The organism is Comamonas sp. 4034, assembly GCF_050434545.1.
Lineage (GTDB): Bacteria > Pseudomonadota > Gammaproteobacteria > Burkholderiales > Burkholderiaceae_C > Comamonas > Comamonas odontotermitis.
The window spans coordinates 19,744-34,378 of sequence record NZ_JBNDIT010000011.1 but is presented as its reverse complement, the minus strand read 5'-3'; the positions used below and the strand labels follow the sequence as shown (position 1 = coordinate 34,378).

The window sequence follows — 14,635 nt, the reverse complement described above, 5'->3', positions numbered from 1 at the left end:
AGGCGACAATGCGCCATGCTCGCGCCGCTGCTCTACCGACTTTTTCCGTTCCTCTCCTGGCCCCGCCCCACCCTGCAACTGCTGCGGGGCGAAGCCATGGCCGGCATCACCGTCGGCCTGATGCTGCTGCCACAGGGCGTGGCCTATGCGCATCTGGCAGGCATGCCGCTGATCACGGGGATCTATGCCTCCATCATTCCAGCGGCGGTGGCCATCCTCTTCAGCCCATCGCCGCGCCTGGGCGTGGGGCCCACGGCGCTGTCCGCCCTGCTGATCGGCGCTTCGCTCACCGGCATGGCCGAGCCGGGTTCGGCCCAATGGGTGGTGCTGGCGGCCTGGATGGCGATTCTGTCGGGCCTGGTGCAGCTGTCGCTCGGGCTGGTACGCGCGGGGTGGCTGCTCAATCTGGTGACCTCGCCGGTACTGGCCGGCTTCACCCAGGCGGCAGCCATCTTGATTCTGGCCTCGCAACTGCCCAGCCTGCTGGGCATGAAAAGCGACTGGGCCACCGTGTGGGACAACCCGTCGCTCGGGCTGTTCGACTGGCGCTCGATTCTGTTTGGCGTGTTGAGCATTGCAGGCCTGGTGCTGGCTAAAAAATGGCGGCCCGCGTTTCCGTCAGCCATTTTCGTCATTGGCATCACCGGCATCGTCAGCTGGGCAGGCGGTTTTGCGGACAAAGGCGGCGCCGTGGTAGGCCATCTGCCGTCGGGGCTGCCGCACTTTGTCTGGCCCGGCCTGCTGAGTTGGGACGAATTTGGCCTTCTGGTGATGCCCGTGCTGGTGATATCGCTGGTGAGCGCTTTGGAGACCGCTTCCAGTGCCCAGGTGGAGCACCAGCAGGCAGGTACCCGCTGGGACAGCAGCCAGGAGCTGATTGCGCAGGGCATGTCCAAGATGAGCGCAGGCCTGTTTGGCAGCTTTGCCACCAGTGCCTCCTTCTCGCGCTCGGCGGTCAACCTGCTGGCCGGGGCCAAGACGGGTTACTCCAACCTGTTTTCCATCCTGCTGGTGGTGGTCGTGGTGCTGTGGTTCATTCCTGCGCTCTACCATGTGCCGCAGTCGGCACTGGCGGCCATCGTGATGACGGCCGTCGCCAACCTGGTCAAGCCCCGGGCGATTCTGCGGCTTTTTGCGATCTCGCGCATCGAAGGCGGCATTGCCGTGGCCACCTTTGCCATCACCATCCTCACGGCGCCGCGCATCTACTGGGGCGTGCTGGCAGGCATTCTGCTGAGCTCCTGCTACTTTCTGTACAACCGGCTGCACCCGCGCATTGTGGAAGTGGGCCTGCACCCCGACGGCAGCCTGCGCGACCGCCACCTGTGGCATCTGCCGACCCTGGCGCCCGATGTGCTGGCGCTGCGCATGGATTCGGAGCTGGATTTCGCATCCGCCGCCGCGCTGGAAACCCGCGCCGCCAATGACTGGGCCCACCACCCGCAGTACAAGCAGCTGGCCCTGCTGGCCCAGCCCATGAACCAGATCGACATCACCGGCGTGGAAGCCTTTGTGCGGCTGGAGCGCATGGCCGCCAAGCGCGGCGGCCTGCTGCACATCGTGGGCATGAAGCTGCCCGTGGAGCAGCGCCTCAAGCGCGCCGGCCTGCTGCAGGACAACCCCCACCTGCGCCTGTACCGCACCGACGCCGAGTTTCTGCAGGCCCTGGCGCAACACACGGCCAATGCCACAATTGAGTATTCGATCTAAGTAAAATAGGCCTTTGGCGCCCACCTGGAGGGCGCCCTTCGCTATTAATTTGATAGATTCCCTGCCGTGCCCGACATTCTGAACATCTCCTGCTACAAGTTCGTTCCGTTGCCCGATGCGCAGCAGCTGCGCGAGCTGCTGGCCGAGCGTGCGGCGCAATGGGCGCTCAAGGGCACGGTATTGCTGGCAGAAGAAGGCATCAACTTCTTTCTGGCAGGCCCGGCCGAAGCCGTGCATGGCTGGGTGAACGCCTTGCGCACCGATGCGCGCTTTGCCGACGTGGCCCCCAAGGAGAGCTGGTCGAGCACGGTGCCTTTTCGCAAGATGCGCGTGGTGGTCAAGCCCGAAATCATCCGCATGGATTACCCGGCGATTCGCCCGGCCCATGGTCGCGCACCTGCCGTCAAGCCTGCAGACCTGCAGCGCTGGCTGGCCCAGGGGCACGATGATGCGGGCCGCCCCGTGGTGACACTCGACACACGCAACGACTATGAAGTGGATGAAGGCGCATTCACAGGTGCCATTGACTGGCGCATCCGCAAGTTCACCGAGTTTCCAGCCCAGTTGCGGGCGCACAAGGCCGATCTGGCGGGCAAGACCGTGGTGAGCTATTGCACCGGCGGCATCCGTTGCGAAAAGGCCGCAATCCTGATGCAGGACGAGGGCATCGAGAACGTCTACCAGCTCGAAGGCGGCATCCTGAAATACTTTGAGGAAACCGATGGCACCGGTTACCAGGGTAGTTGCTTTGTGTTCGACGAACGCCGTGTCGTGGATGATTCGCTACAAAAAACAGAGCTTAAAGCGCAAATCTGACGCTTGCCCTAAGCCATTTTCATGCATCACACATAAAAAACCCTTTGCATGGTGCAAAGGGCTTTCTTGTGAAGCCGCCTCAAGCTGCGGGCGGTAAATCCATGGCATCCGTCATGCCGCTCTGCGCTTGGCGTCCATGCTCCAGGCACCGGCGCCAAAGGCTGCAAAGGCCAGCAAACCGCCCACGATGGCAATGTTCTTGTTGAACAGCAGTTGCGTCACCATGCGTGCCTCGGCGGGTACCGACCAGTAGGCATGGAAGAAGAAGCTGGCCACCAGGGTGAAGAACGCCAGCGCCAGTGCGGCATAGCGCGTGCCCCAGCCCAGCAGAATGGCCAGGCCGCCCAGAATCTCGACACACAGGCCGATGCCCACGGCAATCTCGGGCATGGGCATGCCCGCAGAGGCGGCATAACCAACGGCGCCGGCAAAGCCCGTGAGCTTGCCAAAACCCGGAATCACGAAGAACCAGGCCACCAGAATACGGCCCAGCAAGGCCAGCGGATTTTGCAATGCATTCATTTAACGCTCCTCTGGCCTTGCCCACCCGCGGGCTGCGGGCGGGGGTAGCCTCGTTTCAGAGTTTGGGATGGATCAAGCTTCCAGGTCAAACACCAGCACTTCGGCATTTTTGGCCTGGTCCAGCTTCACGGCCGTTTCCTGGTCCATGTAGGCCGCATCGCCAGTGTGCAACGGCGTGCCGTTGACGGCAACCTCTCCCTTGACCACATACACATACGACTTGCGACCCGGGGCAATGGCCACCTCGGCGGTTTCCGCGCCATCGAGCAGGCCTGCGTACATACGGGCATCAGCCGTCATGGACAGCGAGCCATCGGCACCATCGGGTGACACCACCAGGCGCAGCTTGCCGCGCTTTTCGGCGTCGGGGAACGTCTTTTGCGCATAGCTCGGAGCAATGCCCGTCTTGCTGGGCTCGATCCAGATCTGCAGAAAGTGCGTTTCCGCGCCCTCGGCATGGTTGAACTCGCTGTGCTGCACGCCGGTGCCTGCGCTCATGCGCTGCACATCGCCCGGGGGCAGCCCTTCGATGTGGCCCATGCTGTCCTTGTGCGCCAGATTGCCTTCGAGCACATAGCTGATGATTTCCATGTCGCGGTGGCCATGGGTACCAAAGCCGGTACCAGGGGCAACGCGGTCTTCGTTGATCACGCGCAGATTGCCCCAGCCCATGAAGCGGGGGTCGTAGTAGCCTGCAAACGAGAAGCTGTGGTTGGAGCGGAGCCATCCATGGTCGGCATGGCCACGATCAGCAGATTTACGAACCATCAACATTTTTGATCTCCTTCTTGTGAAACACCGCTGAAATGCCGTGTTCATCACCATGTCCGTAACTGTAAAACTGCGCCATCCTCCTGTGAGACTGCGGGTTTGATGGCATCATTCAAAAAAACTGATGGTGTTTTCCCATCCGCCCCTCCCCACGCCGAAGGACCCTGACATGGCCGTACTGCGCGACCGCGATGTACTCACCCCCGACACCCTCGCACTGCTGCAACTGGTGGCCGACACCGGCAGCTTTGCCGCCGCTGCACGCAAGCTGGGCCTGGTGCCCAGCGCCCTCACCTACCGCATCCGCCAGGTGGAAGACGCCCTCGATGTGCTGCTGTTTGACCGCAGCGCTCGCCAGGCTCGCCCCACCGAAGCTGGCGAAGAGCTGCTGCGCGAAGGCGCGCGCCTGCTGCAGGAGGTGGATGCCGTCGCCAACCGCGTGCGCCGCGTGGCCACCGGTTGGGAGCCAGAGCTGCGCATTGCGGTCGACGGTGTCATCTCGCGCACCACCCTGCTGGAGCTGGTCGAGGCCTTCTACGCCATTGCGCCGCCCACACGCCTCAAGATCATCGACAGCATCCTGGCGGGCACGCTCGAATCGCTGACCAGTGGACGGGCCGACCTCGCCATTGGCATCGCGGTCGATGCGTCGAACGTGTCAGGCCTGCAACAGCTCGATCTGGGCGAGATCACCTTCCGCTACGTGGTGGCGCCACACCACCCCCTGGCCGACGAGATCCAGCCCATCAGCGACGATGTGCTGCGCCGCCATCGCATCATCGCGGTGGCCGATTCCTCGCGCAGCGGCCAAGGCCAGACCATCGGCGTGATGAGCGGCCAGGACGTGCTCACCGTCGACACCATGCAGGCCAAGCTGCAGGCCCAGCTACGCGGCATTGGCGCGGGTTTTCTGCCCGACAACATGACCCTGCCCTACCTGCGCAGCGGCCAGTTGGTGGAACGCGAGCTGATGCGCCCATTGCGCAAGATCAAGCTGCGCTATGCGTGGTGCAGCAATGCGCCGGGCAAAGCCCTGCAATGGTGGCTGGACAGGCTACAGTCGCAGGCAACGCGCGAGTCACTGCTCAACAACCACTACGTGGGATAAATCCTGACCAGAATTGCCTTCCACAACGTGTAGAGTGGATCGCTGAAAGCCCAGCTTTCGATTGCCACTGGAGTTTTTTGGAAACACTGATTCTTCCTTGTCCCGCTTGCCGAACCAGAACAGAAAGTCTCGCATGCCTTCTCGCATCCCTCCCAAGCCCAAACGATCCAAACAAACCCCAAAATCCGGCGCTCCGCGCCACTTTGCCGTCGTCGGTGCCGGCATGGCCGGTATCGCCTGCGCCCGCACGCTGCAGCAAGCGGGCCACCAGGTCACCGTGATCGAGGCACAGACCCAGGTCGGGGGCCGCATGGCCAGCCGCGATGGCAGCCACGGCAGCTTTGACCTGGGCGCGCAGTTCTTTACCGTGCGCGACCCGCGCTTCCAGCAGGCGCTGGACACCGCCCCCGGCGTCACCCGGCCCTGGAGCGTGAACGCCATCCGCACACTGGATTCGTCTGGCAAGGCCGTGGTCAGCCGGGCATCGATGGAGCCGCACCTGCTGGGCGTTCCCACCATGGACAGCCTGCTGCAGGTCTGGGCCGCGCCGCTGGCTGTGCGCCTGGGCGAGGAAGCCGTGGCTTTCGAGCGCGATGCGCTCAACCCCGATCAATGGCAGATCCGTACCGAAGACGCCGATGGCGGCGTGCATGTCTACGCCGGACTCGATGGCGTGGTGCTGGCCGTCCCCGCCCCCGAAGCCGAAGTGCTGCTGGGGGAAAGCGACCTCACCCCACCCGCAGACTGGAACCTGGGCGATGTGTATATTGCCCCCAGCTGGACCCTGCTGCTGAGCTTTGCCCACGCCGTGGACCCGGCCTTGACCAATATGGGCCCACAGTGGAATGCCGCCCGCACCGAGCACCCGCGCATCACCTGGCTGGCGCGTGAATCCTCCAAGCCCGGGCGCGGCAAGATGGAGCGCTGGACCGTGCAGGCCAGCCCCGACTGGGCCCGCAAGCATGAGAACGACGAACCCCAGCGCGTGGCCGCCAAGATGCTGCAGGCCTTCTCCGAACTCACCCGCATCCGTGCCACGCCGACGGAGATGCGCGTGGTGCAATGGGGCTACGCCAAAACCATCAACCCCCTGCCCAAGGATGCACAAGGCAAGCCACGCAGCCACCTGTGGGATGCGTCGCAGTGCGTGGGCCTGGCTGGCGACTGGTGCCTGGGTTACCGTGTGGAAGACGCCTTTGTCTCCGGGCTGGAACTGGCCCTGGCCATGCTTGGCGAAAAGGCCTGATACCTCGCCTGGTACCTCTTCCGTTATCTCCGCCTGATAGCGCTTCTCATAGCGACATCAGGCCGGTACCAGTGGACCCTGCAGCCGCTGGTACCTTTTTTTCGCCCGAGCAATCCATGCACCAGGACGGTCAGGTCTCGCTGGAGCCCAAGGCCAAATTGCCCACCGTGCGGCTTGCCAGCAGCGGATACGCGGTCTCCTGCCCCAGTTCCATCTGCTCTATCGACCAGGCCTGCTGCCATGGCGGCAGTTGGGCACAACCGTGGGCCAGGGGCGCCAAAGGCACCGCCTGCTGGTAGCGAAACAGCGTGATGTGCTGAATCTGCGGCCGGTGTCTGCCGGGAAAACGGTCTCTGGCATGGTGCTCGATCTCGTCACGCAGGCGATCCATTGCAGCGGATGGCGAAAACTGCAGATAAATGGCCTTGTCACCCACCTGAACCTGCCCCTGGTGCAGCACAAACGGCTCGTATCGCGAGGCGAGGGCCTGCAAGGCCGTGAATGTATCGGCCTCCAGCCCCAGCCATTCCTGCGGCCCGATGGCCACATGCTGCGTTCGCGCCCAGACGAGCTGAAAAATACTCAGGTGCAGCGTTGGCGCGGGCACCCGATGAAAGGTGCCCGCTGGCGCCAGCGCCTCGATCCGGTCCTGCAGCGCCACCAGCGCCTGCATCACATCCGGCGACGGCCTGACCACGATATTGATCGCAAAGGTGGGGTTGCCTATCTGGTGGTCGGGTACGGTCAAGCGGGACATGGAAGAAGCACTGAGGCCAAGGCGGTTGAAAACGCGCCATTCTAGCCAGCCGCCTTGTGACTTGCGCCCTGCGCCACGGGTTGCAGCTGCTTCCTGCACAGCGGACAAAAAAATGCCACCTCGGTTGGCAGAGGTGGCACAAGGCCGGTAGAGCATGGAGTGCTTGGACTACCGACGAGGAGGTAATGAAATGGGTATGTTTCCCCGGTTCGCGCAGTGTCAGAAGGCCGCAGGGCGCCACTTGAGCAAGCGCTTTTCCAAGCGAGTGAGGAGAAAATCCGCCCCCAGCGCAACGACAGCCAGCACGATCATGGCGGCAAATACACCGCTGGCATTGAAGGCGCCCTGCGCGGTGGAAATCAACAGGCCGATACCTTCCTTGGCGCCGAGAAACTCGCCCACCACAGCGCCCACCAGCGCAAAGCCAAAGCTCACATGCAGGCTGGCCAGAATCCACGACATGGCAGACGGAATGACGACCGACATCGTCACTTGGCGCGGCGATGCGCCCAGAATCTGGGCATTGGCAATCATGTACTTGTCTGCCTCACGCACGCCCTGGAATGCATTGGCAAACACCACAAAGAACACCATCACCACGGCCAGCGCCACCTTGGACGCCATGCCCAGGCCCAGTGCGATCACAAACACCGAGCCCAGCACCACGCGGGGAATCGAGTTGGCGATCTGGATATAGATGGAGAACACATCGGAGAGCAGCTTGTTGCGGCCCAGCACAATGCCGCAGATCACGCCGGCGATCGAGCCGATCAGAAAGCCGATCACCGTCTCCTCCAGCGTCACCAGCACCTGCTGCCATAGCGGGCCTTGCGATGTGCCGTCGCGCATCCATTCCACAATCTGGCTCCAGATCATGGATGGCATCGAGTAGAAGAACGGATCGATCCACTTCATGCGGGCAGAGACTTCCCAGCCGCCGAGCACCGCGACGAGCACCAGCAGGCGCAGCGCGATGATGACGGCCTTGCGGCGCTTGATGGCCGCCTGCGCAGCGATGGATTCCTGCGCCAGCGCGGCGTCGCTCACGGCAGCGGGGGTCTGCTCGGGCGCCGCCTGCGCGGAGGGAATGCCCTGGTTCAGAGTGAGTTCAGACATGGTGTGTTCCTTCCCTCGTATTACTGGATATGGACTTCTTCGCGCAGGTCATCCCAGATGCGCTTGGACAGGTCGATAAACTGCGGGTCGTAGCGCACCTCGCTCATGACGCGGGGGCGCGGCAGATCGATCTCGTACACACGCTTCAAGGTGGCGGGGCGTGCGGTCAGCACAAAAACGCGGTCGGCCAGGGCGATTGCCTCTTCCAGGTCATGTGTCACGAACACCACCGAGCCGCCAGAGCCCGACCACAGCCGCAGCAGCTCGTCCTGCATCAGGGTACGGGTCTGCATGTCCAGCGCCGAAAACGGCTCGTCCATCAGCAGAATCTCGGGCTGGTTGATGAAGGTCTGGGCCAGCGCCACGCGCTTGCGCATCCCGCCCGAGAGCTGGTGCGGGTAATGGTTGCCAAAATTGGCCAGTCCCACGCGGTGAATCCACTCGTCAGCCAGCTTGAGGGCCTGCTCGCGGGGCTTGCCCCGAAAGATCGGACCGGCGGCCACGTTCTCGCGCACCGATTTCCAGGGAAACACGGCATCGGCCTGAAAGACGAAGCCGATGCGCGGATCGATCTGCTCCACTTTTTTGCCCATGACCCGCACCTCACCCACCGTGGGCTGCAGCAAGCTGGTGATCAGGTTGAGCGTGGTGGATTTGCCGCTGCCCGTGGGGCCGACGATGGCGATGAACTCCCCCTTGGCCACGCGCATCGAAAAATTGCGCAGCGCCAGGGTGGCTGTGCCGTCGGGGGCGATGAAGCGCAGCGACACCTTGTCAAACTCAATCGCTGCATCCGCTTGTTGGGCGGGCGCTGCAGCACCTTGGGGCTGCAGAATGCTGGGCGGCTGCATGCTGGCAACCGCCTCTGTGGCGTAGGACATGAAATGCTCCTGGATGATGGTGAATAGGCGCGCAGCGGGCAGCACAGCACGCGCTAAAAAATGGATCTCAGCTTCCTACTTCGCGTTCAGGTAGGCGTTGGAATAGGTCTTGGCCAGGTCGATATGCGCGCTCTTCACATTCGGCTTGTAGGCCGACAGCACCTTGAGCACGGTCTCCGGGCCGCCTTCTGGCATCTTGCCGTCCTTGGTGTACATGGGCAGCGAGGCCTTGAGCGCCGCCACATACAGCTCCTTGTCGTTGCCGTAGTAGTCCTTGGGCATCTTCTCGGCAATGTCTTCGGCGCTGTGGCTGCTGATGTACTGCATCGTCCTGCCAAAGGCGCGGGCCAGCTTGGCTGCCTGCTCCTTGTGGCTTGCGGCCCACTCGTTGCGCACGTACAGGCTGGCGGCAGGGTAGAGGCCGCCCAGTGCAGCCTTGGTGCCCTCTTCGCTGCGCATGTCCACCAGCACCTGCGCGTCACCGGTCTTGAGCATTTGCGACACGGTAGGCTCGGTCGTCATGCCGGCCTGGATACGGTCCTGCTTCATGCCGGCGATGAAGGAATTGCCTGCACCCACAGGCAGCAGCGAATAATCCTTGCTGGCCACGCCCTGCTTGTCGACCAGATAGCGGGTCAGAAACTCGGTGGACGAGCCCAGGCCCGTGACGCCCAGCGTCTTGCCCTTGGCATCGGCCATGGACTTGAAACCCGCTGCCGCCGCCTTGGCAGAAACCAGCTCCACCTCGCCCGGCACCTTGCAGAACACCGCAATCGCCTCGATCTCCTTGCCCTTGGCCTGCAGATCGATGGTGTGGTCATAAAAACCCACCACGCCCTGCACGGCACCGGCAATCAGCTGGTTTTCGGCATCCACGCCTGCGGGCTGCGACTGCAATTCCACCTTCAGGCCCTCGTCCTTGAAGTAGCCCAGCGATTCGGCCAGCTTGGCGGGCAGATAGATGATCTTGTTGATGCCGCCCACCATGATGGTGACGGTATCGCTGTCAGCGGCCTGTGCGGCAGGGCTTGCCATGCAGCAGGCAGCGGCAGCTGCAATGGCAGCCAGCGCAGCACGGCGTGAAGTGTGGATGGTGGTCATGGTGCATCTCCTTGCGTTGTTGTCCGTGGTGCACCTTGGTCGGCTTGAGCGCCCGGTTGGGCGACCGCATAATGCACCGGATAGGAACAGAGTCTAGAAATGGCACCCTTTCAGTGCGCTTTCGCTGCACTGCAGCATTTTTAGTGGTTATCCCTGATCTCTTTTTTGGGTGCCTAGGGCGCCGCCGCATCTGATGAAAATTCTTCTGGTCGAAGACAACCTGGAACTCGCCCAATCCCTGGCGGAGCTGCTGCGCCAGCACGCCTTTGTGGTCGACCATGTAGACCGTGGCGACGCAGCCGACCAGTTGCTCACCCAGTCGCATTACGACCTGCTGCTGCTTGACCTGAACCTGCCGCAACTCACCGGCAAGGCCCTGCTGCGCCGGCTGCGCGAGCGCGGCGACAGCGTACCGGTGATCGTGCTGACGGCCAGCGATTCGCTCGATCAGAAGGTGCTGTGCCTGGAGATCGGCGCCGATGACTACCTCGTCAAGCCGGTGGAAGTGCGGGAGCTTTTGGCGCGCATGCAGGCCATTGCCCGGCGGCAGATGCCCGGGCGCGACAACCACGTGCGCTGCGGCAACCTGCAGCTGGACCTGCGCACGCGCCTGTTCAGCGTGGCAGGCGAAGAGCTGGCCCTGCCACCGCGCGAGCGCAGCGTGCTCGAAGCGCTGATGCTGCAAAACGGCAGCGCGCTCTCCAAACAACGGCTGATGGACGTGATCTACGGCATGGATGAAGAAGCCAGCGCCGACGCCGTCGATCTGTACGTGCACCGCCTGCGCAAGAAACTGCAGGCCAGCGACACCACCATCATGACCCTGCGCGGCGTGGGCTACCTGCTCAAGCAAAAGCTGCCAGGCGGCGAATAGATGTTGCAGAGCCTGCGCGCGCGCCTGGCCCTGTGGCTACTGCTGCCGCTGGCGGTGCTGGTGGCCCTGTGCGGCTGGTTTGCACACGAACACGCCGAAGACGCGGCCGACTACGTGCAGGACCACGACCTGCTCTCGTCGGCCAAGATCCTCGCCGACCGCCTGATCTGGGAAGACGGCGACGTGCATGCCAGCGTGCCGCCCTCAGCACTCAGCCTGTTCATGTCACCCGCGCGCGACCACGTCTATCTGAGCGTGACCGATGCGCAAGGACAGTTGCTGGCAGGACAGCAGAACTTCCCCCAGCCGCAGCAGTTGCAATTGAGCGGCAGCGACAACGCCCAGTGGTACGACGCGGTATGGCAGGGCCAGCCCATCCGCGCCGTCATCACGCGCCGCGCCATGTACGACGTGGCCGGGGCGCGGGAAATCACCATTGTGGTCGGCAAAACCACACACAGCCGCGACAACATGGTGCAGACACTGTGGTGGCCCACCATGGAATACCTGCTGTGGGCACTGGCCGTGGCCGTACTGGTGAGTGCCACCGCGTTGACCCTGGAGCTGCGCCCCCTGCTGCGCATGGCGCGCCAGCTGGCCGCACGCCCCGCCAAGGAGCTGGATTTCCACCTTGATTCACGTCAATTGCATCAGGAGCTGCGGCCGCTCGCCGACACCGTCAACCAGTTTGCGCGCACCATCCGCGCCCAGGTGGCACGGCAGCGGCAGTTCATCTCCGATGCAGCGCACCAGTTGCGCACACCGCTGGCCATCCAGGCCCATACGCTCGAACAGGCCCTGGGCCAGACGCCGGCAGCGCTGGCCGAGCTCTCCATCGCCCAGCGCCTGGCCATCCTGCAGCGGCTGCAGCGCAGCAACCAGCAATTGGTAAACGTGACCAACCAGCTCCTCACCTTGGCGCAGGCAGAGGCAGGCAGCACGACGCAGGCGGCGCAGTGGGTGGATTTGCGAGCCCTCTGCCTGCAGTGCCTGGAAGCCATGGCTCCGGCAGCCGACCAGAAACAGATCGACCTGGGGTGGGAGGAGAAAGAGGAAACCGAGGAAAGCGAGCCTGCACGCAATGCCACGCCTGCTATGGGCACCACGGCTACGACGAGCGCCCCCCCGTTTTCCTTGCTCACCACCAGCCGCCTGCTGCCCGAGTTGATTGCCAACCTGGTGGACAACGCCATCCGCTACACGCCGCCACAAGGCCAGGTCACCCTGGGATTGCACGCGCAGGCTGGCAGCCTGCTGCTGTTTGTTGAAGACAATGGCCCCGGCATTCCCGCCCAGAGCCGCGACCAGGTACTGGAGCGCTTTTACCGCCTGACCAGCGACACCCCCGGCACAGGGCTGGGCCTGGCCATCGTGCAGGAAGTGGCCCAGGCCAGCGGCGGTACCCTGCAACTGGCCGACGCCCAACAACCCTCCCCTCCCCCCTTTGGCCCAGGCCTGCGCATCAGCGTGCGCTTTGCGCGTAAGGCTGCGGGCTAGTCTCGCGCGCAGTACACTTTCGGCCCAATGAAACCTTCTGCCTACGTGGGCCGCTTTGCCCCTTCGCCCACCGGCCCGCTGCATGCGGGCTCGCTGGTGGCGGCGCTTGCTTCCTGGCTGGATGCGCGTGCGCATGGCGGGCGCTGGCTGGTGCGGATCGAAGATATTGATCCGCCGCGTTGCCCGCCGGGCATGGGGGAAGAAATCCTGCGCCAACTCCTGGCATGCGGCCTCGTTCCCGATGATCCGCCCGAGTGGCAATCGGCCCGCCACCCACTGTATGCGCAGGCACTGGCACAGTTGCAGGCCGGAGGCTGGGCTTACGCATGTGGCTGCACGCGGCGCGACATGGAGGCCGCGCTGACCGCCCTGGGCCATGTGCACGAGCGCCACGGCGAGCGCCCCTACCCCGGAACCTGCCGCGATGGTCTGCATGGCAAGGCCGCGCGCAGTTGGCGCTTTCATACCGTGCGCTACCAAAAAATCTTGGTTGAAACAGCCGCTAACGCAGATCAGATTGGCGCTGCAACTCCTTTTTTCATAGCAAACCAGCAATTGCACTGGCACGACCGGCTGCTGGGTGATCTGCGCCAGGACGTGGCCTCGACGGTCGGGGATTTTCTGGTGCAGCGTGCCGACGGCCTGTGGGCCTACCAGTTGGCGGTGGTGGTGGACGATGCCGAGCAAGGCATTACCGATGTGGTGCGCGGCGCCGATCTGGCCGACAACACGCCACGCCAGATGCTGCTGCAGCACGCACTGGGGCTGCCTACACCGCGCTATATGCATACGCCGCTGGTGCTGCAGGCCGATGGTGAAAAGCTGTCCAAACAGTACGGCGCGCCGTCCATTGCCACAGGCAACGAGGCGCAGGCCCTTGCCGCATTGCAGCAGGCCGGGCGCTTTCTGGGGCTGGAGAGCCATGTTGGCCAAAGCATCGGCCAGACGCTGGAACATTGGGTTCCGCAATGGGCGGCGCGCCATGTGGAGAAACCGGCGCCCCAACCGGTGCCCCAAGACGGATTGCGCGCTTAAATCCACCTACCGCCAACCACGCAGGCAGAAAACCTACAATACCGGGTTACGCACGCCTGTCTTGGCAGCGCCTGCAGATACATATCAATTTTTCCTCAGTTCTGACAAAGCAGGCAGACCGGCCCCATTCTCTTTGGCCCGCCGAGCCTGCCCCGCGCTCACCATGCAAGATTCTTCGACGCCAGAGGCGAATCCATCCGCCGCCGAACCCATCGTCACCAATGCAGCTGACGCCAGCAGCACGCCCGGCCACGCGCCAGCGGGTGTGGCGCACCCCAAGACGATCCGCTCCTACGTTCGCCGCGCGGGCCGCACCACCACCGGGCAGGCCAAGGCGTTTGAAGAGTTTGGCGAACGTTACGTGCTGGAATACACCGGCCAGCCGTTCGATGCACAAACCGCCTTTGGCCGCTCCGCACCCTTGATTCTCGAGATCGGCTTTGGCATGGGTGAAGCCACCGCGCACATTGCGCGGGTGCGCCCCGACGACAACTTTCTGTGCTGCGAAGTGCACGAGCCCGGTGTGGGCGCCCTGCTCAAGCGCATTGGCGAGCAGGACATCACCAATATCCGCATCTTCCAGCACGATGCGGTGGAGGTGCTCGAGAACATGCTGCAACCCGGCATGCTGGACGGCATCCACGTCTTCTTTCCCGACCCATGGCACAAGAAGAAGCACAACAAGCGCCGCCTGATTCAGCCGCCTTTCGTTGCCAAGCTGGTGGATCGCCTAAGGATCGGCGGCTATATCCACTGCGCCACCGATTGGCAACCTTACGCCGAGCAGATGCTGGAAGTGCTGTCGGCCAACCCGCAGCTGCGCAACACGGCAGAGGGCTATGCTCCGCAGCCCGATTACCGGCCGCTCACCAAGTTTGAGAACCGGGGCCTGCGCCTGGGCCACGGTGTGTGGGATCTGGTGTACCGCCGCGCGCAATAAACTGCGCAATCATCGTTTTAAGAACGTGTTTACGATCTCCTCGCGCCGCGACAGTGGCTTTGCGGGGCGCCCGGCCAGGGATGGGATGCGAGGGGCGCGCCTAACCGGGCGTCCCCAAACCCACTGTCCCTCCGGGTTGGAGTGAAATCGGGCGATTTCTTCGCGCTGGCCCTTGCTTGCACCCCGGTGCAAGCTGCGGCCCATCGCTTCGAACGCATCCCGATTGCACTCCAACGCGGCTGCGTAGAGATCGTAAACACG

14 protein-coding genes are annotated in these 14,635 nt (G+C 63.5%); 8 read left to right on the top strand and 6 right to left on the bottom strand.

The genetic code is table 11. The features are described 5' to 3' along the window. Positions 1-15: 15 nt before the first annotated feature. A complete protein-coding gene (locus ABIE32_RS13150; protein ID WP_429016746.1) occupies positions 16-1,710 on the top strand; it encodes a SulP family inorganic anion transporter in 1,695 nt (564 codons plus the stop codon). Between the two features lie 66 nt (positions 1,711-1,776). Further along, positions 1,777-2,526 carry a sulfurtransferase gene (locus tag ABIE32_RS13145; protein WP_429016744.1) on the top strand — a complete coding sequence of 250 codons (750 nt, stop codon included), beginning with the start codon at positions 1,777-1,779 and terminating at the stop codon, positions 2,524-2,526. Positions 2,527-2,637: 111 nt separating this feature from the next. Here the strand turns inward: ABIE32_RS13145 and ABIE32_RS13140 are convergent, their stop codons facing one another. Together ABIE32_RS13140 and ABIE32_RS13135 are read right to left on the bottom strand one after the other, a co-directional pair. Further along, the gene (locus ABIE32_RS13140) at positions 2,638-3,048 is read right to left on the bottom strand and encodes a DoxX family protein (protein ID WP_429016741.1); all 411 of its coding nucleotides are present in this window, start codon (positions 3,046-3,048) and stop codon (positions 2,638-2,640) included. 72 nt (positions 3,049-3,120) lie between these two features. Then, positions 3,121-3,822, bottom strand: a complete 702-nt coding sequence (locus ABIE32_RS13135; RefSeq protein WP_395025374.1) for a pirin family protein — start codon at positions 3,820-3,822, stop codon at positions 3,121-3,123. Positions 3,823-3,988: 166 nt separating this feature from the next. Between ABIE32_RS13135 and ABIE32_RS13130 the strand changes: the two genes are divergently transcribed. Together ABIE32_RS13130 and ABIE32_RS13125 are read left to right on the top strand one after the other, a co-directional pair. Further along, positions 3,989-4,927 (top strand): LysR family transcriptional regulator, encoded by a 939-nt coding sequence (locus tag ABIE32_RS13130; protein ID WP_395025376.1) that lies wholly within the window; start codon positions 3,989-3,991, stop codon positions 4,925-4,927. A 133-nt stretch (positions 4,928-5,060) separates the two neighbouring features. Next, positions 5,061-6,173, top strand: a complete 1,113-nt coding sequence (locus ABIE32_RS13125; RefSeq protein WP_429016738.1) for an NAD(P)/FAD-dependent oxidoreductase — start codon at positions 5,061-5,063, stop codon at positions 6,171-6,173. A 130-nt stretch (positions 6,174-6,303) separates the two neighbouring features. On the opposite strand, the gene ABIE32_RS13120 is transcribed toward ABIE32_RS13125, so the two are convergent. From ABIE32_RS13120 to ABIE32_RS13105, 4 genes are all read right to left on the bottom strand, one after another. Next, the gene (locus ABIE32_RS13120; protein WP_429016736.1) at positions 6,304-6,930 is read right to left on the bottom strand and encodes a 2'-5' RNA ligase family protein; all 627 of its coding nucleotides are present in this window, start codon (positions 6,928-6,930) and stop codon (positions 6,304-6,306) included. A 219-nt stretch (positions 6,931-7,149) separates the two neighbouring features. After that, positions 7,150-8,046 carry an ABC transporter permease gene (locus tag ABIE32_RS13115; RefSeq protein WP_224152288.1) on the bottom strand — a complete coding sequence of 299 codons (897 nt, stop codon included), beginning with the start codon at positions 8,044-8,046 and terminating at the stop codon, positions 7,150-7,152. A gap of 20 nt (positions 8,047-8,066) precedes the next feature. After that, positions 8,067-8,897 carry an ABC transporter ATP-binding protein gene (locus ABIE32_RS13110; protein ID WP_224152622.1) on the bottom strand — a complete coding sequence of 277 codons (831 nt, stop codon included), beginning with the start codon at positions 8,895-8,897 and terminating at the stop codon, positions 8,067-8,069. Between the two features lie 105 nt (positions 8,898-9,002). Beyond that, entirely contained in the window at positions 9,003-10,028 is a 1,026-nt protein-coding gene (locus ABIE32_RS13105; RefSeq protein ID WP_429016733.1) for an ABC transporter substrate-binding protein, read from the bottom strand. Positions 10,029-10,221: 193 nt separating this feature from the next. Here ABIE32_RS13105 and ABIE32_RS13100 point away from each other — a divergent pair, with 193 nt between their 5' ends. From ABIE32_RS13100 to trmB, 4 genes are all read left to right on the top strand, one after another. After that, entirely contained in the window at positions 10,222-10,902 is a 681-nt protein-coding gene (locus ABIE32_RS13100) for a response regulator transcription factor (protein ID WP_224152287.1), read from the top strand. After that, positions 10,903-12,399: a sensor histidine kinase gene (locus ABIE32_RS13095; protein ID WP_429016729.1), complete on the top strand. Its 1,497-nt coding sequence runs from the start codon at positions 10,903-10,905 to the stop codon at positions 12,397-12,399. Positions 12,400-12,426: 27 nt separating this feature from the next. After that, complete coding sequence (gene gluQRS, locus ABIE32_RS13090; protein ID WP_429016726.1) at positions 12,427-13,434, top strand: tRNA glutamyl-Q(34) synthetase GluQRS; 1,008 nt, start codon at positions 12,427-12,429, stop codon at positions 13,432-13,434. 163 nt (positions 13,435-13,597) lie between these two features. Then, complete coding sequence (trmB, locus tag ABIE32_RS13085) at positions 13,598-14,374, top strand: tRNA (guanosine(46)-N7)-methyltransferase TrmB (protein WP_429016724.1); 777 nt, start codon at positions 13,598-13,600, stop codon at positions 14,372-14,374. Positions 14,375-14,635 lie beyond the last annotated feature (261 nt).